At 61.0% G+C, this 25,279-nt stretch carries 18 protein-coding genes; all 18 read right to left on the reverse strand.

Annotation, left to right across the window (positions count from 1 at the left end; all coding sequences use genetic code 11):
• On the reverse strand, positions 1-382 hold a 382-nt coding region (locus tag AMM33_RS00740), incomplete at its 3' end, for a helix-turn-helix domain-containing protein (protein WP_194945147.1).
• Between the two features lie 101 nt (positions 383-483).
• Positions 484-861 (reverse strand): hypothetical protein, encoded by a 378-nt coding sequence (locus AMM33_RS21660; RefSeq protein WP_194945148.1) that lies wholly within the window; start codon positions 859-861, stop codon positions 484-486.
• 189 nt (positions 862-1,050) lie between these two features.
• Entirely contained in the window at positions 1,051-2,007 is a 957-nt protein-coding gene (locus AMM33_RS00745; protein ID WP_090137922.1) for a hypothetical protein, read from the reverse strand.
• Positions 1,994-3,094 (reverse strand): DUF2515 family protein, encoded by a 1,101-nt coding sequence (locus AMM33_RS00750; protein WP_194945149.1) that lies wholly within the window; start codon positions 3,092-3,094, stop codon positions 1,994-1,996. Before AMM33_RS00750 ends, AMM33_RS00745 begins: the two co-directional genes overlap by 14 nt.
• Positions 3,094-6,003: a type VI secretion system Vgr family protein gene (locus AMM33_RS00755; RefSeq protein ID WP_090137926.1), complete on the reverse strand. Its 2,910-nt coding sequence runs from the start codon at positions 6,001-6,003 to the stop codon at positions 3,094-3,096. The genes AMM33_RS00750 and AMM33_RS00755 overlap by 1 nt, the downstream gene beginning before the upstream one ends.
• Positions 6,000-7,106 carry a type VI secretion system protein TssA gene (locus AMM33_RS00760; protein ID WP_194945150.1) on the reverse strand — a complete coding sequence of 369 codons (1,107 nt, stop codon included), beginning with the start codon at positions 7,104-7,106 and terminating at the stop codon, positions 6,000-6,002. Before AMM33_RS00760 ends, AMM33_RS00755 begins: the two co-directional genes overlap by 4 nt.
• Positions 7,103-8,224, reverse strand: a complete 1,122-nt coding sequence (tssG, locus tag AMM33_RS00765) for a type VI secretion system baseplate subunit TssG (protein WP_228767879.1) — start codon at positions 8,222-8,224, stop codon at positions 7,103-7,105. Before tssG ends, AMM33_RS00760 begins: the two co-directional genes overlap by 4 nt.
• On the reverse strand, positions 8,224-10,104 hold the full coding sequence (tssF, locus tag AMM33_RS00770) for a type VI secretion system baseplate subunit TssF (RefSeq protein ID WP_090137929.1): 1,881 nt from the start codon (positions 10,102-10,104) through the stop codon (positions 8,224-8,226). Before tssF ends, tssG begins: the two co-directional genes overlap by 1 nt.
• Before the next feature lie 30 nt (positions 10,105-10,134).
• A complete protein-coding gene (tssE, locus tag AMM33_RS00775) occupies positions 10,135-10,722 on the reverse strand; it encodes a type VI secretion system baseplate subunit TssE (protein ID WP_228767880.1) in 588 nt (195 codons plus the stop codon).
• The gene (locus AMM33_RS00780; protein WP_194945151.1) at positions 10,719-11,597 is read right to left on the reverse strand and encodes a type VI secretion system accessory protein TagJ; all 879 of its coding nucleotides are present in this window, start codon (positions 11,595-11,597) and stop codon (positions 10,719-10,721) included. Before AMM33_RS00780 ends, tssE begins: the two co-directional genes overlap by 4 nt.
• Complete coding sequence (locus AMM33_RS00785; protein WP_090137933.1) at positions 11,590-12,615, reverse strand: TagK domain-containing protein; 1,026 nt, start codon at positions 12,613-12,615, stop codon at positions 11,590-11,592. Before AMM33_RS00785 ends, AMM33_RS00780 begins: the two co-directional genes overlap by 8 nt.
• Entirely contained in the window at positions 12,612-13,466 is an 855-nt protein-coding gene (locus AMM33_RS00790; RefSeq protein ID WP_090137936.1) for a TagF domain-containing protein, read from the reverse strand. Before AMM33_RS00790 ends, AMM33_RS00785 begins: the two co-directional genes overlap by 4 nt.
• The gene (tssM, locus tag AMM33_RS00795) at positions 13,466-17,683 is read right to left on the reverse strand and encodes a type VI secretion system membrane subunit TssM (RefSeq protein ID WP_090137938.1); all 4,218 of its coding nucleotides are present in this window, start codon (positions 17,681-17,683) and stop codon (positions 13,466-13,468) included. Before tssM ends, AMM33_RS00790 begins: the two co-directional genes overlap by 1 nt.
• Before the next feature lie 16 nt (positions 17,684-17,699).
• Positions 17,700-19,034 (reverse strand): type VI secretion system protein TssL, long form, encoded by a 1,335-nt coding sequence (tssL, locus tag AMM33_RS00800; protein ID WP_090137941.1) that lies wholly within the window; start codon positions 19,032-19,034, stop codon positions 17,700-17,702.
• Between the two features lie 47 nt (positions 19,035-19,081).
• Positions 19,082-20,104 (reverse strand): DUF6708 domain-containing protein, encoded by a 1,023-nt coding sequence (locus tag AMM33_RS00805; protein ID WP_194945152.1) that lies wholly within the window; start codon positions 20,102-20,104, stop codon positions 19,082-19,084.
• Positions 20,101-21,312, reverse strand: coding sequence for a hypothetical protein (locus tag AMM33_RS00810; protein ID WP_090137945.1), 1,212 nt, complete (start codon positions 21,310-21,312; stop codon positions 20,101-20,103). The genes AMM33_RS00805 and AMM33_RS00810 overlap by 4 nt, the downstream gene beginning before the upstream one ends.
• Positions 21,309-22,298: a DUF6708 domain-containing protein gene (locus AMM33_RS00815; RefSeq protein WP_194945153.1), complete on the reverse strand. Its 990-nt coding sequence runs from the start codon at positions 22,296-22,298 to the stop codon at positions 21,309-21,311. Before AMM33_RS00815 ends, AMM33_RS00810 begins: the two co-directional genes overlap by 4 nt.
• Positions 22,295-25,273 (reverse strand): T6SS effector BTH_I2691 family protein, encoded by a 2,979-nt coding sequence (locus AMM33_RS00820; protein ID WP_090137949.1) that lies wholly within the window; start codon positions 25,271-25,273, stop codon positions 22,295-22,297. The genes AMM33_RS00815 and AMM33_RS00820 overlap by 4 nt, the downstream gene beginning before the upstream one ends.
• Between the last annotated feature and the right edge of the window lie 6 nt (positions 25,274-25,279).

The following is a 25,279-nucleotide window of genomic DNA, read 5'->3' on the forward strand; positions in this document are numbered from 1 at the left end:
CATGGGGAATCCTTTTCTGTGGCATGTTGAAGTTTGAAACGTGTGCGCAATTCTTCTCGTAGGTCGGTGGCTTTAGCCCCGACATTGCATGCTTCGGCGCAGGCTGCATGTCGGGGCTCCATTGAATGCCCAGGTAGAAATCCACATCGGACCAGACTTTGGAATCTACACGGCGGGCATTACGGCTTTGCTGTGCCCGCTCAGTCGCCTTGGCGCAGGCTTGTTCGGCGCGATAGCCACGCTGGCCACGACCACGGCTGAGTTCGCGGCTGATGGTGCTGCGGCTCCTGCCCAATGATCGGGCGATCTCGGTGATGGTCTGTTTGGCTTTCAAGAGGCTGTGAATTTGATATCGTTCTTCTCGGCTGAGGTGCTTGTACATCTGGCAACTTGGACTTGGCGGTTTGAGTGGCCATGATGCCTTGACATCCTCAGCCACCCATCACCGGGTTCATCTTTGTTGCACCTCGTACTTGAATCCGCCTATGCATTCGTACTTGCCTTCAACTCCTTGCGCATGGATTCTGGATTTTTAATCCAACGTTGCGACTTTGCATCCAAGATGCCCCAAGTTTGAGGTCGATCAAGTTCTTCTGCTGGGTTGCAAGAGAATGCAATGCTCAATTCGTTAAATCCTGATCCCCATTCTTTAGGCAAAGGATCTCCTACAAAAAAGCCTTTTCGATTGAGCTGAGAGACTGCACCGTTCGGTAAATTTTGCTCTCTAGGCACTCTTGCTGAAATATTGCAGCTGTCTGCCACTTGCGCTTGAACAAGCTTATCCACCTGAATTTTGGTGAGCTGTGCAGAACAACCAAATCCAACTCCAATCAACAGCAAAAAAATATAAATTTTTTTCATTTATTTCACCTCTTGCTTACGTCGCTCATATCCCTCAGGAAATTGCAGTCCTCGACTCCCTTGTGCATCTGAAAAATAAGTTTCAGTAAGCATCGCCAGCAATACCCCGTAGGCTGAACAACGAGAGTCAAAACCGTTGATACCGCTGTAGTTCGTGTTACTGACAACTCCAGGCAAATTCACGCTGGCTCATTTCAAATACATCGACCAGTCTGGATGTTGATAGCGGGTGTCCACCTTGTAGCCCTTGGCTTGGAGCTTGGCGGTCTCTTGGACTTTGATGGCCTCCAATTCTTTGAGCTTGGCGGGCCAGTACTGCGTCCAGGTGGGCGCTTTTTCTCGTGAAAAATTGCCCGCCCCCACATAGGTACGCATCTCACCAACGGCCGATTTGATGGCCAGGCTCAGCACATACTGACCTGGCTTGGTCAGCTCCATCTTGTCGTTGTCACGGCGGATGGTGATGTCCAGCACCACCCCATTGGCGTACAAGTAGGTGTTGAGAGGAGTAGATGAATCCGCCTTCATCCATTGCTCAAAACTGGGCCGAACCCGGGCGTCAGTGAGCCAGCCCCTTTCTTCCATGTGGTAACGCAAAGCATCGGGGCCGCGCAGCATGGCGCCAGCAGGGTCCAGATACGGCACCCAACCTTTGGCCAGCAGGCTGTCGATGAAGGCGAACACTGAGCGGTGGGCTTCGGCGTGGCTCACAAATTCTTCGGGGCTCACGCCTGCGGTGATGTCAAATGTATCCACCCCTCCATCTGCAAACAGGTTGTCGGTAAAGGACAAGATGTACAGCACCGTAGGCAAACTGAAGCTGTACTGATCATTACGAAGGGTGAGGGTGCCAAAGGGCGGCTTGGACCACCTCACCGTATGAAACAGCGCCCCGGCGGGTTGTTTGTCTTCTTTGCCGCCGTGCGCGCGGACCATGTCAATGCCTTGCATGCCCATCCAAATGGTCAGCTCGGGCGGGGTCGATTGGGAGTTCATATCGGTGTTTCTTTCGTTGGATGCATTGGTATCGAAGCCTTGGAGCGCATACATCAGCACGGCCATGCCCAGCAGCACGCCAATCAAGATGGCCAGGCGCTTGGCCCAGCGGCGCAGCGCTGTGAGCGAGGCGGATTTATTTAGGGTCATTGGAGTCACTGGTGACCCGGCCATAGCCCCGGCTGTTGGCCCAGCCTGCAATCACACGCAATTCATCTTCCATATAGGTCAATTTTTTGATCATCAACGCGTGGTATTTTCTGGCTGCTTCAACGATCCACTCCATGCGGCTGTCGTAGTTCTCAACAAGTACCCCGGCTTGGGCATAAGACACCACTTCATCGCGGCGCAGGTCGTGTGTGTCCAGCAGTTTTTGCGGGATCTTGTCTTCATCCATGCCGTGATGAAACACCAGCTTGGTGTCAGGAATCAGGTTGATCCATGAGGGATCGGCCTTTTCTAAGCGGCGCATGCTGGCTGTCTCTTCGCGCAGCACCGGATCGTTCCAGCAAATTTCTTGCAACACGTTTTTTTGCTCTTGCTTGGCGATTGCCATGAGGTGAGTGAACTGGTCTTTTTGTTTGGCTGGAGGTCTCGTCGCCGCTTCAATAGTCGGCACCAAGGCAAACGCATCCTCTACCTCTTTTGTGAGCTTGAGCTTGCCCATGGGCCCCAGCGCTTCGTCGGCCCAGGGCAAGGCCATCATGGTTTTTTTGACAGCAGGAACGGTGAATTTGTCACTGCTCCGCTCGCCCTTGCATTTATTGAACGAATCGGGGTCGTTGGCATAACCCCAGTGCCAGGGCGCGATATCCATGAACAGCCACAAATTGCCTTTGGCCAATACATGCGCGCTCTTGAAGCGAAACGCGGGTAAGTTGTGACCCACCGTTACCCCCCAATTTGAAAAAATGCCAGCCACAGTCTTGGAGGCAAACGCACCCAGGCCCATCCAATAAAACCGCCCTCTCTTTTTGGGGTCGCCGCCCTCTTGTTCCAGATAAATCTGGGCATAGGTGGCCGCAATTCGTTTAGCCCGGTGCTCGTAGAAGTCTTCCAATCGGTACTGAGTGGTGATGGAGCCAGGGGCGGGTGCTTTGCCGCTGGGGTTGGACAGGCGCACATACGCCCGTTGTTGGTAAATTTGCCACCACTCAGCGCAGTTGCACTGCACTTTGAAGCAACTGTTTTCAATGTCGTTGGTGGTGACGGTTACAAAATCGGAACCGGTTGTCATCATGCGCTCCTGTTGTTGTTGGTGGTTGCTGCAGCGCCGTTGCGTGAAGCCTCGGGCCCAACTTCTACTTCGGCCCAAGACAAAGAAAATTTCAAGTCCTCTGGTTGGGGTGAGTGCACCCTGGGTGTAGTGCCGTCTTCTTGTGTTCGGGCTGTAAATTCTTGAACCGCTCCCTTGACCAGGAACGACACCTTGGGCATGGCTTTTCCTGTTGGGTTGCGAAGTGAAATTTGCTCATCGAAAGCAGCCACGCTCGGCAGACCAGCCATGTCCACCCCCATACTCTTGGCCCTCGGCATACGGTGACTGGGCGCATGCACCGCCCAGCTGCCGCTGGTGCCGTCTTCAATGCCCGAAGCCTTGAACACTGTGTAGCTCCCCCCGCCGTTGATCACGATCTCTTCTTTGGCGGTGAAGGTGATCCGGTTGGCCGTTTGCGTGATCTTCACTTTGGCCAGGAAGCGGATGGATTTGTCCAGCGCTTGCATGTCCACGTTGGCCATGGCGCTGACGATCTTGATGCCGGCTTTGTAAGCGAAAAGGCGCAGGGCTTGTTCTGCACTGACCAGCAAGCTCTTGCCCGCGCTCACACTGGTGTGCCCGCCGCTGGTGATGGCGTGGTGTTGGCCGCTGTGCTGGTGTGTGCTTTGCGGTGTGGTGCTTTCAATGCCTGCTGGGCTGGACAGGATCAGGTGGGGCTCTTGCAGTTCAGGAAATTTGCCTTCTGTTTTGTCCTCCCCTGCAATGGCTTTGTTCTGGTCTTCAATGGCTTGGGCTACGTCGCCTTGGTCGCTGGCTTCATGCGCCTGGTGTTGCAGCGCCAAGTCGCCCAAACTGTCGTGCTGGCTGTGGGCGTTTTGTAGTCGGGCTGTGGTCTCGCTCAGGTCGGTGATGTGGCCATTGGCGTTGGGTCGGCCCTCGGTGCTGATGAGCAGGCCGTCTTTGGCCCTGACTGCGCCGTGTCCGTCGGTTCTGAGCTCAAAACCTTCGCCACGGTGGTCTTTGCGGCCAGCGTTGTCTTCGATGCGCGTGATGTGTCCCAGGCTCAGCTGGCTGTGCTGGTGGTCGCTCTTGATTTGCGCCTGGATCTTTTGTTCGGTGTCGTCCAGCACCAAGTGGTTGGACCTGCCCGCTGCGCTGTTGCCCCCGCCGGGTTTGAGCTCTCGGCTTCTGAAGCCGCTTAAGGCTTGCTGTGCAGGCAAGGCCCAGGGCGGCGTGTTCATCTGGTTGTAGACCCGGCCGGTGCAGATGGGCTGGTCTGGGTCTCCACCCAGAAAGTCCACGATCACTTCTTGCCCGATGCGCGGCACGTGCATGGCACCCAGTTGGTTACCCGCCCACGCGGCAGACACCCGCACCCAGCAGCTGCTGTTGTGGTTCTTGGCGCCATAGCGGTCCCAGGGGAACTGCACTTTGATGCGCCCTAAAGGATCGGTGTAGATGTCGCTTTGTGCGGTGTCAGCGTCTGGCCCGCAGACCAGGGCGGTCTCGGGGCCATGGGTGTGGGGTTTGGGCTGAATGCCTTCGGGGCGCAGCAGTTCGGTGGTGGGCTGCACTTCAAAGCGCACCTCGATGCGCCACTGGCCGGAGAGGCGTTGGGCGTCGGACAGGGCTTGCGGGATGAGTGAGGGGCTTGCGCTGTTTTTGTTGCTGTTCTTGCTGCTGTTGTGATCCCGCGCCGTGTCTTCGCTGACGTTTTCGATGACGGTGTGGGTGGACAGCGTGAGGTATTCGATGTTGGCCGCGTCTTGCGGGTGTTTGTGCAGGGCAAAGGTGTGGCCTGTGGCGATGCCGCGCACATGGCCTGCGCCGCTGGCGCGTTGGCCGGCTTGGCGCAGCGCTTGCATGCGCAGGCGTGCCAGGTGTTGGCCTTGGGGCTCGGTTTGATTGGCTTGGGCGGTGTCAGAGCCTTTGTTTTCTTGCGCGTAGTCGCTGCCCGGCAGGCTGCCGCTGGCGGTGCTGCCGATGCCGCTGTCATTCCCAGATGCTTGGCCTGTGCGCACTTTGCCGCCGCGCCACAGGTAGACCTCTTGGTTAGCCTGGCCAGTAGGTCGGGGCTGGGCTTGGCTTGCGCCCAGAGCAACCTTGGGGCGGGTGTAGTCATATTCCCGGCTGGCGTATTGGCCTGCTGTGAGCCGCTCGGTGGGGGTGAAGGCGTGGATGTATTCCTCGTCCACCTTGTGGCCCGGTGGGTAGTAGGCAATGCGGTGGTAAGCACTGTCGCTTTGGCCCTTTTGCAGGGGGCTGAAGGCGCCGCTGTGGTCACTCAAGATGAGGCGGTGCACGCCGCCCGAGTGCTCAAAGTGGTAGTTGATGCCCCACTCTTGCATGAGGCGGGTGATGAATTCAAAGTCAGTTTCGTTGTACTGCACGCAGTAGTCGCGGGCCGGATACGTTTCGATCAGGCGCACTTCGGTAGCAAAAGCGTAGTCGGCCAATACGGCGCGGATGACTTCGACCGGGGTTTGGTCCTGGAAGACTTTGCAGTCACTGGTCAGCGTGGCCAGGTGCAGCCAGGGGCGCAGGGTGAGCGCGTACAGGGCGTGGCGGCTGTCGGTGCCCAAGTGACGGGCGGCGGTGATGAGGCCCGAGATCTCGCGCACGCCTGCGCCTTGGTTGGCTGCGCCCAAGTTGCCTGCCAGGCCCGCTACAAAGCTGCCGTGGCCGTCCAGGGCGATGGCGCAAGTGAGCTCGCGCCCGACCATGTCGTGCAGGGGGAAGTTGCTGGCGTCGTTGGCGGCAAACTGCAATGCGTCGGGGCTTTGCAGGATGAGGGTGTATTCAAAGAGGGTGTTGACGGCCTCATGGCCCGAGAGCTTGAGAGGCACCAAGGCGGCAGCGCCTGCCACCTGCGGGATGGCGGGGCTGGTGACGGTGAGGACTTTGGGGGATTGGAGCAGGGTGTTCATTGGTCTTGATCCCAGGCTTGCAAGAGTTCGGGGGGGATGATGTGGGCCACCTCAGAAAAGCGTTTGCCCCACATGCGCTCGGCTTGCTTGAGCAACACGGCCACGGGGCTGCTGGGCTCGTGCAATTCGACCCATTGCCGCACCTGAACCAGCGATTGCCGCAGCTGCTCGCGTTGATCGGTCACATGGGTTTGCCGCGCATGAAGTGGCGTGGGCACGATGAGGGGCGCACTGACCACGGCGTTCAGCGGTTGAGGCTCAGGAGCGGGGCTCAAGGCATCGACTTCGATGTATTCAAGTGGCGTCTTCATGGGCATGCGGCTGTCGGTGGGCAGTGCATGGCCCGGACGCCCTGTGGGGGCCAGCAACTTGAACAAGGGCTGCAGGTCTGGGGCTTCTTCGCCCAGCTGCTGCTGGCTCCAGGTCTGCAGGTGCTGCACGCACACAGCGCAGCCTTGCAAGGCCAGCAGGTGAGGGTCGCGGCGTTGGTGCAAATCGGCCAGTTGGCGCTGCACGGCTTCGGGCTCGGGGGCATAAGGCGGGCGCGGCACCGACAGGCTGCGCTCGATGTCGCGCACGCTCAGGCGAAATGCGGTGCTGCCAGAGACGATCACATCGCGCACATCCTCCAGCAAGCCTTGGCTGTCGCACAAGCCCGCCAGGGTGTTGGCTTGCACCAGGGGGTCGGACTCCCCATCGATGAGCAATTGTGGGTGAATGCTGGCGGCAAAGCGTTCGCACACCTGCTGCAAAGCGCTCAGGCCTTGCAGCAAGCCTTGCGCACCCGCCTGCCGGGTGCGGCTGCGGACAAACCAGATGAGCATGCCCATGTCTTTGCTGCGCAAGAGCAGTCGGCGGCAGTCGCGCTCGATGTCTTTCCAGTCGGGCTCGGGCGCTTGTGCAGAAAAGTCGCCGTATTGCACATCGGCCTTGGGTTGCAAACGCGCGGCCAGCACGGCGTATTCCGGGTCGTACTCCAGATTGGGGCCGCTGGGCTGATCGGCGCTGATGGGCGTCAGCCACTCGGGGGGGATGTCCACCTTCAAGGGCTCCGGCCCCAAGGCACTGGCGACAGCGTTGATCAAGTTTTGCAAGGGTTTCATGGGCATGACCTGCTGGAAGTGGACGAGGCGGCAGTGGACGAGACATAGCGCTCGGGCTCCAACACCATGCCGGTGATGTGGTCGCTGCTTGAGTGCAATTGCCCGGCCCAGGTGGACCAGCCGAGCTGGGCGCTGTCGCCCAGCTGGCATGCAGGTGCGGCTTTGGCGGAAATCAGGAGCTCAACCTCCCACTCGTATTCAAAGCCAATAAAACTGCGCACCATCTCGACCAGCGCAGGCAAGTCCTGGCCGCTGGTGTGGCCTTGGGGGGTCAATCGCAAATAGCCTTTCAAATCGAGCGGCCCCATCACCAGGCGAAATCGCGTCTGACGATCGGGCACTTTTTCACCGGCCATGGCGCCTTGGCCCAACATGCCTGAGCTCAGGGGGCGACCGAGTTGGCACAGGTCTTCATTCGCCAAAGGCACCCAGTGCAGCTGGTATTCGAGGAGCCGAACCGGTATGCCAAAAAACCGCTGCAAGGTACTGACCAGGCCATCGGGGTCGCGGGCGCTGCGCACACGGTGCGCGGCGCTGGCCCAGCGTGCGTGTGCGGGCAAGGAACTGCTTTGCACTTGCGAAGGCTCGTCACCCGCCAAGCGCGCCACGTAATTGGTGAAGGTTTCTTCCTCTGCGCGGTCCAATCCGGCTGCCGCTTGGCTTTGCGCCCATGCGCGGTACATGTGCGTGAAGTAGCGGTGATGAAAGAGGTCCAGAAAATCACGCAGGGTATGGTCCCGACGCGACTCGCTGCGCTCTCGCGCCAGCTCGGTGACATGAATGGGCAATGGGCCATTGGGCCCCAACATGCCCAGACCCATGAGTCGGATATGGGCCTGATCGCCCGGCAGCTCGACTTGCGCGATTTCGCGGGGCGCAAATGCCAAACTGGCTTGTTGCCCGAGCTTGAACCGCTCTTGCTGAGGCCGCTTGGCCTGCCCTACCGGGGGCATGGCAGGCTCGCCATTGGGCTGGCGCTGCGCGGCCAGGCTGCGCATGAGTCCCGTGAAGGTGTGTCGCCATGGCGTTTGCGTCGCGTCCTGCATGGCAGACGGCCATGCCTCTTGTCCGCCAGATGCGGTATCGGGCATGCCTTGGGCCGAATCAGTGCGGCGCATCACACGCCCCCCCGATTGCCCATGCGCACGGGCCAGCTGGCCACTTCGCCACGTTGCATGGCATGCAAGCGTGTCTGGGTGAAGGTGTTGATCGAGACGTGCCGCGACAGATAGTGCTCCAGCACCAGGCCGAGCAGGTAAGGACTGACGCCACTGAAGCCGTCTTCGTCGACGGTCAGGGTGCACGCCACCCCCCGGCCATAGACCAGGGGGCCACTGCCCGGCAGGCGGCGGGTCACGGGCGTGATCTGGCTGCCGATCAGGCTGGCGATTTGCTGGTTGGCGACCACATCGTCGCTGTGGACAAACAGGCGCAGCATGTCGCGCAAGGCCTGTGCGCCTTCGCGTTCGTCCATGTCGTGCAAGGGCAAATAATTGAAGCCCAGCTGTCGGATCAAACGCCAGGCCAGCTCGCCATCTGCAAACGGCGCTTGGGGTGCAGACGGCGCCCTGATCAGCCCGATGGATTGCAGCGGCAAGGACACGCTGACGCTGAGGTCATCGGTGCCGTTGCGGGGCACCAGTCTGGGCAAATCGCGGTTGGTGACCATGGCCTGCACCGAGAGGTATCGGAGTTTTTCGCTGTAGGGGGCTTCGTGCTGGTCGACCAGGCTGACAAACACTTCGGTGCCCACATACGAGGTGCGCGTGCCGTATTTGCGGGTGCTGTCCGAGCTCAGGCGGGGCTCACGACGCACCGAAAAGTAGCGTCCATGGTTGCCCTCGTCCTGATTGAGCGTCTGGTACATGGGCCGAAATGGCATGACCTCGGTGGTGTCGGCTTTTTGGCCCTGCAACTCGGTGACCGAAAACACCTCGAAGTCCAGAGGACGCGAGCGGTCAGGCACCAGGTGCATTTCAGGTGCCGTGGCGGGCACCTCAATGCGGTCGGTGCGGTGCTCAAACAGGTTGATCACCGGCGTGCAGTGCAAGGCAAATTGCTGCGCATCCACCAAAGCGGTCAAAGCGCCCGGCATGCGGTTGAGCAAGACGACGATTTCGGCCTCTTGGCCGTCAATGCGGGACAGCCCTGCGGCCAGGCCTTGCAGCGCAAAGAAATAAAACCGCGCCGGGCAGGCAAAGTATTCGTGCAACAGGTTGTGCCCATGCCAGGTGTTCCAGTTCAAGGGCAGCAAGCTTTGCTGAGGTGCCAGGCCTTCGTGCACCAGCGCGTTTTGCGCCACGATGTGCGGCTGCTCACCCATATGACCGGGCACACCCACCAGGCTGGCCACGGCGCCCGCATGCAGCAGCTCAAACAGGTGCGAGGCCACCTGCTCTTGGCCGCACAAATAAATGGGCAAGCGGTCCAGCCCTTTGAGATCACAAAACCGCAACTCGCCCTGAAGCTTCAAACGCAGGCGCAAGCTGCCTTGCACCTGGACATGTGCGGGCAAATACCGCTCGGGCGAGGGGATATCGGGTGGCACCCCCGTGAGTTTGGCGCTCTCGATTTGCAGGGGCCACAAAGTGACGTCCTGGCTGGAGCGAAACTGGCAGGAGGTGACCTCACCGGGCGGCACCTTGGCATAAAAGCTGGTGCCTCGCGGCACCACAAAACCCTGGCTGAAATCGCCTTCGGTGGCCTTGGGGTGCAGCTGTGCAACGGCCATGGAGGGCGTTGGGCTGACGTAATTGGGGTAGACCACCTCGAGCAGCCGCTGCGTCAAGCGGGGGAACTCGGCGTCGAGCTTGATGCGCATGCGCGCAGACATGTAGCAAAACGATTCGATCAAGCGCTCCACATACGGGTCGGCCACATCCTGGCCTTGCATGCCCAGTCGCCGAGCGATCTTGGGGTGTTGTGCGGCGAAGTCGCCTGCGCTCTCGCGCATGAAGGTCAGCTCTTCGTTGTAGTACTGGAGCAATTGTGGGTGCATGGGAGGATGTCCGTTCGTGCAAAAGATCGATCAACGGGGCCGCAGTTCAATGCGGCTGTTTTCCAGGTCCACGGCGCTTTGCACGGTGAACTCGATCGGATAGGGGCTGATCTGAATGTGACCGGAGATCTCAAACGTCAGGACGTTGTAGTTCGCGCTGGCCTGGTCTTTGAGCAAAGGCTTGACCCGCAGCGTTTGCGGCACCAGTCGGGGCTCAAACTGCGTGATGGCGCGGCGGATCATGCGTTCAATGTCGGCCCATTTTTTTTCAGACAAATACCCACCGGCCAATGCAGGCACACCGTAGTTGAGGGTTGAGTTGGCTGCAGCAGGGTATTGGGCCGCATCGATCAAATCGCTTTGATCGGTGGTATTGAGGAGCAAAGACAGATCGCGCAAGACGGTCTCGCGCATGCGGCCACGGTTGAAAGTGTAGGCCTGGGGGGCTTCGCTGCTTTCGTGCGGGGCGTCGTCACACAAGCGATCGAGCAAGGTAGGCATAAAAACCTGCTCGCCTTGCCGCTGGACAAGCCCGTGCGCTGAAGGCAATGCCCGGGCCGCAGGATGCAATGCGCCTGGCATTGCCGTTTCCTTCACATCGGTGACATGCTCGGTCATGCGCGCAACTCACGAACATCCAGCAAGGGCCAATCGATGCCCTCGCTCATCCAGGTCTTTTGCCCTTGCGCGAAAACACCCGTTTCCCCCACCTCGCGCCAACGGGTCAAACGCGACATCAACAAGGCATCTTGGGTGGCGCTTGACTCACTGGCATTTGCTGCCATTGGGTAGCGGGTGGGCAAAAAGACGTGCAGCACGCGCCCTGTGGCAGCAGGGGTCAAACCTGTGGCGCTGTGCAACTGCAGCTTGGCGGGCATCCAGACCAGATCGAGCAAGCGCTGTGGCGCTTGCAAGCTCAAATGGGCCACATCGGCGAACGCCAACCAGCGGTATGCCCCAGCAACCATGACCTCGCAGACTGGCCCCAAGCGGGTGTCGCTGTCGGCCATCCATTCATAGGCCTGCTCCTGCATGGTCTGCTCGCCATTTTTTTCACGTTGCCAGGCACACCCCCCCGCCCGCTGCGGCGCCTGCGCCAATGCACGCGAGCGCACAGCATCGGCCTCCACGTTTTCAGCGCGTGCGTTGTGCGCCAGGGCTTGGGCCAGATCGCGCATCCAGTCGGGCATATCGGTCACCGGCGCTGGCGCCAAGACGCCAGAGAAAACTTCAGTGCGCTGGGCTTCGGCGCGAATGAGTCCGCGCAGCCAATGCGCTTGCGCTTGTGATTGCGGCATCCATTTCGCCCAAGCTTGCAGTTGAGACAAGGCCCGATCCCAATGACCCAGAACACACAGCACCTCCGCCAAGGCCCAGCGGTGTTCAGGGGCCGTGGGTTCGCGGCGAATTCGGGCTTCTGCCTGTTGCAAGTGCTCTTGCAAGGAGATGGGTGCCCCCTCTTGTGCGCGCGACAACAGCGTCAAATCAGTCATGAGGTTTCCAGTCATTCAATACTTTGCGAGGCGTGAGCTTGGGGGAGGCTGTTGCAGCCATCGCACTGTCCAGCGCCATGCCGTGGTGTTCTTGCCGATTGAGGCTGGGCACCTGATGCGTGAGCGGATCACGCAGCCCTTCGGGCGCAAACAGATGCAGCACGCTGACATGTGCATCAGGCTCAAGGATGTCGCCCCCAGCCAAAGTGTCCAATTGGCTCATCACACTTTGGATTTGCACGCTTTGCCCCAAGAGCTGCGTCATGGTCGGGCCCTGCTCGGCCTGATCAAGGATGTCTTGAAAAGCATCACTGGCTTGGCCCGTCGGGTGCGTGGCCATGGCTTGCCAAGAAGGCAGGCCCATGGGGCTCAATGGGTCCATCAAACGCTGCAGATACTGCGCATGCAGCCCCTGAAAAGCCTGCTCAGCTTCGGACAACTCGGTCTGCTGCGGCGTCGCGTCCAAAGGCACTGCCGCACTCACCTCTGACGCCAGCCGCGTGATTTTGGGCGCAAGCGGCGGCCTCTCGGCATCGAGCGCATCGGGCAGGAGGTCCATCACGGCATCTGCGGGTGCTGCGCCGGGGACCGTGGGCGCTCGACCTGCACCATGCCGCGCAAGCAATTGGCCCCATTCAAAATCGTCGACCCATGCCGTGTTCTGGCCATGCCGGCGCTCAGGCTCGGTCAGCACTTGCAAATGGCACAGCGCCAGCTCCAGGGCATCGAGGTGTTGCAAAAGCACCGTTTGGCCTCTGCGCAATGGCACACCATTGCAGCTGCACAGCAAGAGATCACTCGCTTGCGACAGACGCCAAATGTCTTCGCCCTCTTTTTCCACAACAATCTTGTGCGCCTCTTGCAGCCAAGGCTGCGAGGACTCACCCAAAACTGCCAGCACTTCTTGCAGTGGCACTTGCTGTCGTCCCGCAGGCCAAGCCCACACAGCATCCACAGCCACACCGCGGCTATGGGTGATGCGCAGACGCAAGCCGGTTGAAAGCGCTTGATCCGTCATGAGCGCACGCCCCACAGTTGGAGCAGCTTGTCACTGGCCTGCACATAACCCCCTTGAGCGTCTTGCATCCAGAATGCAGCAAACGGCACGGACACCCGCAGCGTCCGACTTGGCCAGTCGGCCCAGGGCAAATGCGAAACGCCGCGCAATGCGGCTGCCGCGTCTTGCCCTGCACGAATGCCAAACTGCTGGATCAACACCTCCAAAGCCACTGACGACGCAGGCCGTGCTCGCCCGCCCAGAAGGTCGCGCCAACCGGGCTCATGCAAAAGCCAGACCTGCTCCACCGCTTCCACCAAAGCCGCAAAGAGCCCGGGATGCAGGCGCGCATGCGCTGCCAGCCGAGCCCACCAGTACAACAAATGACGACCATGGCTGCGGTCTTGGCGCGCTGGCGCATGCAGGTCATTCCCCAAAGCAGAGGCCCAGGTGCGCTGCATCCAAGGGCGATGCACGGTCTGGTAAATGATGAGCGGACACGCGCGCCCCACTTTGTCTTCGGAGGGCACCATCACGCCTTGCACAAACACATCGCCCATATTGGGCAAATGCCCTGGCGGCAAAACAAAGGCCACGGGCACATCGGACAAATCAGCCCTGGCAGGCGCTTGCGTCACGTGCATCCACCCGTCGGCACCTGCACGCCCTCGGGTGGTGCCTGCACTGCCCCTGACGGGGCGGCGGTGCCAATAAGTCTGCACCCATTCATGCCACGCCTCTTGCGCGGACAGGCTGACGTTGTGGTGAACAAAATCGCCATAGGCCGGCAACTTGCCCCAGACCGAAGGCGGCTGCGCCAGCGTGCGGTGGGTCAATGTCTGGCAAAGACCCTTCAAAGGAATGTGCCGCATCAAGTGGTACGCCCAGGACAAGTGAAGTTGCGCAGCAAGGCACTGTTGAATGGGCTGGGGCCTGCGCTGCTGAATTCGAGGACGGCACGGCGGTTGTCCAGCAAATACTCCACCGCAATGCGTCCTGCTTGCGCACTGCTCGTGACTTTGCCTCGCTCAACCAACCGCAACCAGGCCCAAGGCCCGCGCAACTGCACGCTGGACGTGTCGGGTTTGATGCGGGGATGGGCATGCAATTCGGCCATCGTGCCCGAACGAGGTCCGGGCCACTGCAGTGCCACTGTTTGAACGGGGCCATGCGAATAGCGCTGCGTCTGACCGTCCACGTCAATCACCAACTCCGTCACCGAGGGGTCCAGCGAGACCACCTTGTATTCACCTCGCCAGCTCAAACGCTTGGCCCCGGGGTCACGAAAAAACATCTCGCGGATCTGCGCGATCTGCGCAAACACATCCGGATTCGGTCCGCCTTGGGCCAGCAACTTCAACAACTCCCCCGTCAAGGTCGGCCCGGCCGTAGCAACAGCCAAGGGCAGCCCTTGTGCCTGACCGTCTGCACCCCCGATTGCATTCGCACTGGCTGGGTTTTTGTAGCGCCAAGGTCTGACGCTGGTGTCCACCAAAGGTGACAGGTATTTTTTGAAATACTCGTCTGCAGCACCGCCCGAGGCAAACAAGGCATTGAAATCATCCACACTGACTTCCTGCCCGCTGACCGAAAACGGATAACGCCCTGCGATATCACGCTGGCAAGGCTCGCTGACCATGAAGGCCATCATGCCCACCAGGCGGTCCATCTGAACCTGCGCCTGCACACGCAAAATATTGGCAGCCCCCTGACCGACTTTGTCGGTGCCGCTGTTGCTCACATCCATGAGCACCTCGCGCAAAGGGGATGGCAACTTGCCTGCCTCAATGCGCAGCTTGGTCGCAGCTTCCGCCCCTGCGGGTGGCAAACTGCCCGCAGTGATCGCCGTATCGGCAACGACCAGCACGGTGTAAAACTCATTGAGGGCATTGCTCACCGTGTCCAGGCCCGCCTTGCCGCCAGGCCCAGCAGCAGCCCCATCAGATTGTCCGGTCACGACCTCGCGCAAGGCCGAAAACCGCTCATCGACCCACTGACGCTCTGCACGTTGCTCAGGGCGCAAGCCCAAGCCCTTGCTGACCTTGTTCGATTGTTGGTCAACCTGGTCTGCGGCTTTTTCAAAAATGGACTGCTCGGCCTTGTCACCTTGCAATGGACGGGACAAGGTCGTCTCACGCGCGGCCAGACGGCTCAGCCGAACCAAAGGCGAGTCCGCCGCAGCCAACTGCCGCAAGACATTGAGCTCAAAAGACAAGGTGCCCGATTTGTCACCCTTGACCAGTCGGATGTCGCCCAAAAAATCTGTCCAGACTTGCGCATACTGAACCAGGTACTGCCTGCGAATATCGTCCAGCAAGGCCTGCTTTTCAGCGGCAGTGAGTGGGGCCGCCTTGGCCGATGCAGCGCCATCTTGCCGGCCCATGACCCATGCATCATCTTGCTGCGCCAAGGCCAGCATGTCGGGCAAGCGCTTGGCAAACACATCGTGGTAACCGTCGTAAGTGAACAAACCCGGCACACCTTTTTCGAGCGTTTGCCCCGACGCGCGGCTGAACAAGGTGCCCGCCTGTGGCCCCAGTGCACGCACCAAGTTGAAGTCCTGTGGCGCCTGGCTGCTCAAACTGGACTTCATGCGCTCATACAAGCGCTCGCTGCTGGAGTTTTTGTCCAAAAACTTGCGCACCTGCCCCACCAAGGCTTCGTTGCGCGCCGCAGCAGACTGCACCACGCGCTTGCCGGAAAACAGCCATTCCAAATGCCCCACCATGGCCGTGCTGTTGCCCAAGCGCTTGGCCAAGCCCTGGGAGGTGCTGTTTTCCGAGGCGTTTTGCCAATCCGCAGTCACCCACTCGCGCACTGCCTGAGCAGCATCCGTGGTTTGACTGAATTTCTGGGCATCGTGCAGCATCAGGTAAACACGCAAGGTTTGGTAGGCGAGTCGCGAATCCTCCTCGGTCAAGGCCTCACGCATGACTTGCTCCATGCGCTCGATGACGACAGGCAAAACCAGCCGATCGAGCAGCTGGCCGTATGCATGCTCGCTGGCTTGCGCAATGGGCTCTGCCGTGTACAAGCCATACAAAAATGAAGCCGAAGGCTGCGCCAGATCGAGCCCCGCATGGGTGGGCAACACTTGCGCCAGTCCAAGCACTTTTTCGGTCTGCGCCATGCTCTGGTCTGACAGCCACTTTTGCATTTGCTCAGTCAAGGCCTGCGCTTTGTTATCCACGTCCTGCAAGTACTGCTGGTTTTTGTGGTAACTCAAGGTCAGAGCCCCCGACAGCCAGAAGAACGTCATCACCACGGCGGCATGGCCCAGCCAGCGCAGCAAACGCATACGGGCTTCCCACTTGAGGTTCGGCTTGACCAGATGCGCCTCTGCAAAAACAACACGCAACAGGGCATCGGTCACAAAGTAGCTTCGCCGCTGCGTTGCCCCTGCCTGCTCTGGCTTGGAAACCAGACCCAAAGTCTGCCCCCACTGCGTCAGGCCTGCTCGCAAACGCTGCACCAAAGCACTGCGTTCGGCCACCACCGCCCCATCGCCCGACTGCATGGCGCTGGTCAAATACACGCCGCGCAACATGTGGTGCAGCTGCGTGGTGTCATAGCGCGAATCGGCAAAAGTCGCATCCAGCAATGCCGCCAATGGCTCTTTGAGCGCCGACAACTCATAAGGCAACACGTACAAAGACTGGCGCTGGTCCAGCGAAAACTCTTCTTGCAAGCGAGTCGCCACGCCATCGCTGACACGCTGCACCAAGGCATCAAACTCATGGCGCACTTGCTCGATCAGGGGTCCATCCGCTTGCGCTGCCGCGTTGTTCGTTGGCGCGCCCACCGCACTGGTGCCGCGCGCACGACGCCCCAAGCCCTGGGTCAAGCCCTGGGCCAATCCTTTAACCAAGCCGCCGTTTGACTCATTCCAAGGCAAGGTAAATCCCCAGACCTGAGCCCTCGCCTCGGAGGTGAGGCTGTTGAAATAAGGCGAGAAGCCGCGCAACACATCGGCCTTGGTCAAGACCACATACACCGGAAACCGGATGCCCAAGTGTGTCCGCAACTCGGCCAAACGGGCACGCAAACGCGCTGCATGGGCCATGCGCTGCGCGGCATTGTCCTGGAGCAACTGCGCCACATCCACCACCACCAAAGCCCCGTTGACCGGCGCGCGAGGGCGCACTTGCCGCAGCACCCCCAAAAACCCATGCCACTCCGCTTCATTGGTCTGGCGCAAGGTCTCCAGCGGGTTGGCAACCGTTGCAGCATCGGTTGGCGCTGCGTCGCTTGACACGGCTGACGGTGCCACTTGGGCCACCGGCGCGTCCAACACACCCTGCGCGTCTTGCTCGGTGTAGCGGCCTGCCGTGTCCAGCAGTACCGCCTCGTTGGTCAGCCACCAATCGCACTGGCGCGTACCGGTCGCATGTGACAGCGTCAACCGTGCGCTGGCCGCCCCCATCTGATCGGCCAATGGGAAGCGAAGCCCGGAATTGAGCACCACAGACGATTTGCCCGCCCCCGGTTGCCCGATCACCACATACCAGGGCAACTCGTACAGGTACCGTTTTCCTTCTACCAAACGGCGCAAGCCCGCCCACACCGATCCGGTGCCACCGGCGACCGTCATGTGCATTTGCCGCAGCTGCCCCACGGCACGGCGGGCCATGTCCGACAAAGCGCGAATTCGATCTTTGGCCAGCGGCGCAGCCGCTTTGTCAGGACGCAACCAGCGCTGCAAAAACTTCTCATCGTTTTGGAGCAGCTTGTACAGCTTGTAAAGGCCCCAAATCAAAAAGACCAGCAAGATCAAACCAATGCACAGCACACGCACCCAGACCGGGGCCAAAGGACGCATGGAGGCCAAACCCAACAAAGGCCCGGCATGCCACACCAGCACGCACAGCGATGCCACACCCACCAAAGCAAAAGTGATCTCCAGCAGCCACGACAACATCAAGGCAAACACCAACACCAACACCGTGACCCGCATGCCCACCGACGCCAAGGGGCGCAAGTCCCCCAACGCCAAAAACGGCCCGAGGAACCACACCATCAAGCCCACCAGCACAAACGCCAGAAAACCCAGCAACGCCCGGAACACCGGGCCTTTGAAAAAATCTTTCATTGTTTTTATTCCCTGTTCACGGTTTGGCGGACGTTTTCACTTCAATCTGCACACGGCGGTTTTGTGCCCGACCGGCCGGGGTGTCGTTGGCTGCCAAAGGTTCGGTCTCGCCCTTGCCCACCACCTCGATGCGCTGCTGGTCAACACCCCGCGCCTTGAGCGCGGCCACCACCTCTTGCGCACGCTTGAGCGACAAGGCCTGGTTGTCTGCAAAGCCAGCATGGCTACTCTTCAATGGCTGGTTGTCGGTGTGGCCTGTCACCACCACTTGCCCGGTGACATCGTTGATCGCATCGGCCACCTTCTCAATGGTCTGGCGCGCCGTCGGGCTGAGCTGCGCCAGGCCACCCGAGAACATGCCATCGCCTTTGAACAAGACCACCGAGCGGCCTGGCTCATCGCTCACTTGCACGCGGCCCTGCGCCACCTCAGCGGCCAACAGTTCTGCCAGACGCAAAGGTGCTTTGACCGACACCGGAGGCGGCTGCAAACGCTGCAAGTCCTCGATGCGCTTTTGCACATCGCCTGCCGTGCTGAGCAACTGGTATTTGGACCAGCCAAACTGCCCCAACAACACCAAGCCCAACACACTGGCAGACACCCACACCGGCACCGACCGCAGCAGCTGGAACTTGCCCTGTGCCACCCCTTTCCAGCGAGGCGACAGCTCGCGAGCCACCGGCTCACGGCTGCCCAAAACCAGCGCATGCAAACGGTGTCGAATCGTCTCCAGCAAGCGATGCCCATCGGGCTTCACCCGGTAGTCGCCCATGAAGCCCAGGCTCAGCACGTGGTGCACCACCTCGAGCACAGACATGTGCTCATCGGGCGAGCTGGCCAGACGCCCCACCAGCAAGAAGACCACCTCACCACCCTGCCCTTCACCATGGAACTCGGGCAACAAAGCCATCGACGACCACGGCCCCGCGCTCTCGGCGGTGCTCGTGCCGTTCCAGGGGGTCAAACTGGCCGCCTCGTCCAGCGCCGTGCACAACACATACCGCACAGCCAACAGGTGCTCGCGGCGGATGTTGGCCTGCTCGCACAAACGCGTGAAGCTGTTCAGCTCTTGCGCCAGCAAATCGCGCAAAGCCCTGGCCTGCTCGGGCTGGATGTCGTGCGGCATTTCGGCCAGCGCCCGCAACAACTCGCGAGCAGCCACCAACAAGGCATTGCGCCCCTGCGTCTGGGCGAGCCGGACTTCGGCCAGGCGTTCGTCGTGGTTGGGGCCGTTGGGGAAAATGGCCTGACGCTCACGGGCTGCATCCCGCACGCTGAGGGGGTCACCCGCTGCTTGCTGGTCCTGCCAGGCATCTTGGTTATCAGAAGCCAACTCAAATGCATCTTTCATCTATGTCCCTATCGCTAAATATTTATACAAAATTTGTTTACGTTCGCTCATGAAGATCTGTTCCGCTCAAAGCGGGCGCTTCGCTGTGGGGCCGTAGATGCAGTACCAGACACTTGACCGACCTCAAGCGCTGGCCCCACCTGGTCCAGCACGTCTTGTGGCCAGGGCACGTCGTAGGCCGTGAGGTAGCTCAGCCAGTTGGCCGTGGCCATGGCCAGGCCCAGCGGCAGCATCAGCGGTGCGATCAGGTGCATGAAGCCCATCATGTAAGGCGTCTCGTGCCAGCGCTTGACGTAGCCGGGGCCGAACATGCTGACTGCGCCAAAGCTCTGCCACCAGCCCAGGGGGCGGGCGCTGTCGCACACCCGCTCGCCCGGCGGCAGGGCTGGGCCTTTTGCGTTCATGTAGCGGCGCACGTGTTCCCACACGGCAGGCACGGTCTGCTCGGTCAGTGTCATGGGCTCGCCCAGCAGCAGGCCGTCGGCATAGGGCGTGATGGACTCGGCAGCGGCCTGTGCATTGGCGTGTGGCACCATCAGCGCCAGGGTGTGCTGCTGGCGGGCGGTGCTGCCGGTGGTGTAGGTCACCACATGGTGCTCGGGCACTATCCGGTCCCAATCGCAGCGGCTGATGCGCACAGGCCAGGGTTTGAACATGCCCAACAAACCGCCGGGCGGCCAGCGGTCCATCCAGATCACCTGGCGGTGCTTGCGGTCGAACAGGATGGGAAGGTCCAGCGGGCGAAAGAACTCTTTGCGGCTGTACCAGATGAGAGCGCCCAGGCCCAGCAATGTGAAAAAAATAGTCCCAGGCCACACAAGTGCCAGCGTCGTCCAGAACCTGTGAGGCTTCAAATCTAGGAAATCCGACAGCATCCACGCACCCCAAAGCGCTATCCCCCCAGACCCTAGCCCGCCAAACAAAAAAGCCACCCCTCTCACACTCTTGTCGGCTGTGGTGTATTCGAGGGCATTCGCATACACCCCCCGTACCCAGCCCCCGGTGGTGGCCAGGGCTGAGGCAGCGCGTTTGTGCTCAAACGTGGTGCGGGGCGTACCGATTTTGTTCATACCGGCACCTTCTGATTGGTGGTAGTTGGTATTTCATTGCTTCCTTCGCTGGCCAGGCCCAGTGCCTGTTGCAGGCGGCTGTGCATGGCCGCGGTGCTTTTAAATTTGTCTTGGTCTGGTCCTTCGCCGTAGGGGGTTTGGCGAGCCCAGGCTTCCAGCTCGGACGGATCAAGCACAGCTGCCCAGACGGTTGTGCCTACTCCAAGGGCTAGCAGGCCCCAGCCGATGACAGGAACGCTCAGGCCAAGCACTTGAGCGGCGGCAATAGCCCCAGCGCGTGTGGCCACCGTCCTTACCGCTTGTCCACCGATACCTCGCATCACCAGTAGATTGGAACCGTAGGCCACGGTGCTGACACCACCAATGAATCCGAGGCCCAGAGATGTCAAAGCTGCTGTTGTATGTAGGGCGAAGATCGGTGCAAGCCCTTTATCGTCAGCATCTTTCGCTTTCTTAAACGACACATACGCATTCAAGACCCCCCCAAACGTCCCCGCCAGCGCCGCCCCAAACTGCAAAGCGGTGACAGACAAAGTGGCCGTGCTGCCCAGGGTGCGCAGCTGCATGAACTGCGCGCCCACGCGCACGCTGTCCAAGCTGGCACCGGTGAGGCCGCCCAGGCTGTCGTACCAGCCCAGTTGCGCATCGCGGATTTTTTGCTCCAGTTCTTCGCGGGCCTCGGCGTCGGTGGTGGTGCGCAGTTGTTCTGCGGCGGCGTTTTCTGCGGCCAGACCACGCATCAGCCCGATGGCGTTGACCAGCACCCCGGCCAGCGCCAGGCGCCCGTCCGTGCTGCGGAGCAGCTCGCGCCCGGCGCCTGCGGCCAAGTGATGTGTGCCCAGTTTTTTGCTCTTTTCGGCCATGTCGGCAAACAGAATTTCTGTGCTGGTTTGCGGCGTGCCCACCAGCGCAATGGGCGTGCCCGCATGTTGCTTGTGCAAGGCGGCGGTGGCACCAGCGCCTGCCACCAGGGTCTGGCCCGGCTGGGCTTGGGCCATGAGTTGCTGCAGCCGCCCTTGGGCGGCGATCACCGCGTCGGTGTCGGTGAGCACGGTGACCTGCACCTGCCGCTTGCTGCTCCAGGGTTTGCTGCCGCGCCGCTGCGGGCCGTAGGCCAGGCGCTGTGCCCCAACGCACTGGCGCGCAGAGGTCGCAGTGCAAACGGCCTTTAAAGCGCTAAGACGAGTGACCTGACCGATGCCGTTCATGTCCGCGCTCCTTCATCGGTAGGCCCGTCCGAACCCGCACCCCCATCCACACGCGACCCCACCTGGTCCAGCACGTCTTGTGGCCAGGGCACGTCGTAGGCCGTGAGGTAGCTCAGCCAGTTGGCCGTGGCCATGGCCAGGCCCAGCGGCAGCATCAGCGGCGCGATCAGGTGCATGAAGCCCATCATGTAAGGCGTCTCGTGCCAGCGCTGCACATAGCCGGGGCCAAACATGCTGACTGCGCCAAAGCTCTGCCACCAGCCAAGGGGGCGGGTGCTGTCGCACACCCGCTCACCCGGCGGCAGGGCTGGGCCTTTTGCGTTCATGTAGCGGCGCACGTGTTCCCACACGGCGGGCACGGTCTGCTCGGTCAGTGTCATGGGCTCGCCCAGCAGCAGGCCATCGGCATAGGGCGTGATGGACTCGGCAGCGGCCTGTGCACTCTCGTGCGGCACCATCAGCGCCAGGGTGTGCTGCTGGCGGGCGGTGCTGCCGGTGGTGTAGGTCACCACATGGTGCTCGGGCACTATCCGGTCCCAATCGCAGCGGCTGATGCGCACCGGCCAGGGCTTGAACATGCCCAACAAACCGCCGGGCGGCCAGCGGTCCATCCAGATCACCTGGCGGTGCTTGCGGTCAAACAGGATGGGAAGGTCTAGGGGGCGGAAGAATTCTTTGCGGCTGTACCAGATGAGCATGCCGAGGCCGAGTGGTGCAAATACTGCAACTCCTGCTATGGCAATTAATGACGTGCTCCAATGGCTGCTGACAGCAATAGCATCTACTCCCAGCGATGCGCCCCAAAGTGCAATACCGCCACCAAACAATCCACCAAATAAAAACGCTACACCTCGTACGCTTTTGTCAGTGGTTGTGTACTCGATGGCATTGACATACACGCCACGTACCCAGCCACCCGTGGTGGCAATCGATGATGTACCGCGTTTATGCTCGAAGGTGGCGTGGGTTGTATCGATCTTTTTCATGCGGACACCTTCTGACTGGAAGATGCCGGACTCTCGTTGCCCGCTTCGCTGGCTCGGCCCAGGGCCTGTTGCAGGCCGCTGTGCATGGTCTCGATGCTTTTGAATTTATCTTTCTCGGGTCCCTCGCCGAAAGGAGTTTGACGTGCCCAGGCTTCCAACTCTGACGGGTCTACAACTGCGGCCCAGACGGTGGCCCCAACTCCTATGCCCAGCAATCCCCAACCGATGACGGGCACGCTCAGGCCGAGAACTTGGGCAGCAGCCACGGCCCCGGTGCGGGTAGCCACAGTCCGGACCGCCTGACCGCCAATGCCTCGCATTACCAGCAGGTTGGAGCCGTAGGCGACTGTGCTGACTGCGCCGATTGCGCTCATGCCAACGTATGCCAAAGTTGCTGTCAAATGCAAATTGGCTGCCAGTGTGTGGCGGTGTTGTTGTGCGCCTGTAAATTTCTTAAACGACACATACGCATTCAAGACCCCCCCAAACGTCCCCGCCAGCGCCGCCCCAAACTGCAAAGCGGTGACAGACAAAGTGGCCGTGCTGCCCAGCGTGCGCAGCTGCATGAACTGCGCGCCGATGCGCACGCTGTCCAGGCTGGCACCGGTGAGGCCGCCCAGACTGTCGTACCAGCCCAGTTGCGCATCGCGAATCTTTTGCTCCAGTTCTTCTCGGGCCTCGGCGTCGGTGGTGGTGCGCAGTTGTTCTGCGGCGGCTTTTTCTGCGGCCAGACCACGCATCAGCCCGATGGCGTTGACCAGCACCCCGGCCAGCGCCAGGCGCCCGTCCGTGCTGCGGAGCAGCTCGCGCCCGGCGCCTGCGGCCAAGTGATGTGTGCCCAGTTTTTTGCTCTTTTCGGCCATGTCGGCAAACAGAATTTCTGTGCTGGTTTGCGGCGTGCCCACCAGCGCAGTGGGCGTGCCCGCGTGTTGCTTGTGCAAGGCGGCGGTGGCTACAGCGCCTGCCACCAGGGTCTGGCCCGGCTGGGCTTGGGCCATGAGTTGCTGCAGCCGCCCTTTGGCGGCGATCACCGCGTCGGTGTCGGTGAGCACGGTGACCTGCACCTGCCGCTTGCTGCTCCAGGGTTTGCTGCCGCGCCGCTGCGGGCCGTAGGCCAGGCGCTGCACGCGGTCGGCGCGCACAAACCCGGTCACCAGCATTGGGCGCTTGACGGCCAGGCCCAGCCGAGCGTTGAGCGCTTGCTCCAGCACCGCCAGCCAAGCTTTGGCATATTGCGCGGTGTGCAGCAGCGCTGTGCCCACGGCCTGTGTGGCCCCCGGCCCGGCTTGCGTCATGACTTGGGCCAGCGCCTGGGCCAGCACCAGGCTTTGGCCGTGCGCAAAGTTGAGCACTTTGCCGCTGAGCCAGTTGTGGTTGAACTTGCCCTTGAGCACCGTGGCCAGTTTGTCGCCCAACACATCTTTGTCCACCAGGCCTTTGAGCAGGTCCACCGTCTTGTCGCGCATGCCCACTTCGCTGTTGGGGTCGCCTGTGAGATTTTTGAAGACGGTGATCAGCTCTTTCTGGTTGCCCACGTACATGCGCCAGACGTAAGCGGTGGGGTCGCTGAGGTCTTTTTGGTATTCCTTCAGGTACTGCTCATTCAGGTCTGCAGCGCTGGTCGGCGGTGGCTCGTCGTGGGCTTCGCTGCAATAGGCCTCACCCGCGCTGTGTGTGGGCAGCGGGGTGGGTTTGTTGGCCTCGGTCTCGTCAAAGTGCAGTGCAAAGTATTGGCCCACGCTGGCGTGCTGGCGTGCTTGCAGCCAGTCTTGCTCGTAGGGTTTAAGGGCGGCGGCCACCTTTTGCAGGTGGGCGTCGATCCAGGCGGCACTGGCCTGGGTGTCGTAGCCTTTGTGCAACTGGTCACGGGCGATGCCTTCAAAGCGGGGGGCTTGCGCCTCCACCAGGCGGGTGCGCTCAGGTGTCCAGACGCGGCCCGGGTCGGCTGCGCCAAATTTTTGAGGGTCGAGTGGGACCCAGAAGGCGTCTTTGGCTGCAGCTGGGCTGTGCTTTTGCCAGGCATCAAAGCCTGCCTTGCTCAGCAGCGGCACCACGTTGGCCAGTGCCCTCGCATCTGCAATGTTGTCGGCCAGGCCCTGCAGGGTGTAGTGGCTGTGCAGCTTGAGCGCATCGGCCGGGCTGAGCACCTGCAGCGCACGTTGCTTGAGCAGGCGCAGATCGCTGAGCTCGCGCTTGAGGGCAATGGGGTCGGGCAAGACCACGGCCAGCTCTTTGCCTGCTGTCTTGGGCGACGCTGCAGCGGCCTTTTGCAGCGCAGCGGCCAGGCGCTGCACGCGGCTGTCGTCATTGGGGTTGTGGTGCTGTCCCTTGGCCGCGCCCAGCAGCGTGGCAAATGGGTAACTGGGCTCCACGGCCATCAGCGTTTGGCCTTGGGGGCCATTGAGGCGCAACGCATCCATGGCACATTCCAGCACCTGGCTTTTGAGGGCTTGGTGCGTGGGCTTGAAGCTGTTGTGGCCTGCAGCCATGGGCTTGAACATGACCATGGCCTTGGGGTTGGCTGCGTTTTGTTGCTTGAGCTTGTCGCTCCAGAGGTTGGCGCTGAAGGCCAGCCACACGGTGCTCATGCGGCTGGCATTGGGGATGGTGAAGAGCTTTTGCCCGTAAGGGTCGTGCCCTGCGGTTTGGCAGGGGGGGATTTTTTGATCGTTGGCGGGCGCTTTGAACGCGGGCCCTACCAGCCGCAGGTTGGCCTCGTCGTCCACGTGGTACACGCGCCACTGGGCTTCGCCAACGGCAGCTTGCGGCATGTAGATGTGCAGGTAGCCTCGGCGCAGCAGACGTAGAGCGAGATGGTGGTGTTTGAGCTCAAGTCCTTGGCAGACCGCTTTGGCTGCTGCGCTGGCGGTCATGTTGTCGCTGCCACGCCAGGCCAGTGCATCCTCTTTGGCGACTGGGCTTGGGCGCAGCGGCAAAAAGGACAGGCAGGATTTTTCGCAATGGGTGCAACTCATGGTGTG

Origin of the sequence: Limnohabitans sp. DM1 (assembly GCF_001269385.1) — a bacterium.
Taxonomy (GTDB): Bacteria; Pseudomonadota; Gammaproteobacteria; order Burkholderiales; family Burkholderiaceae_C; genus Limnohabitans_A.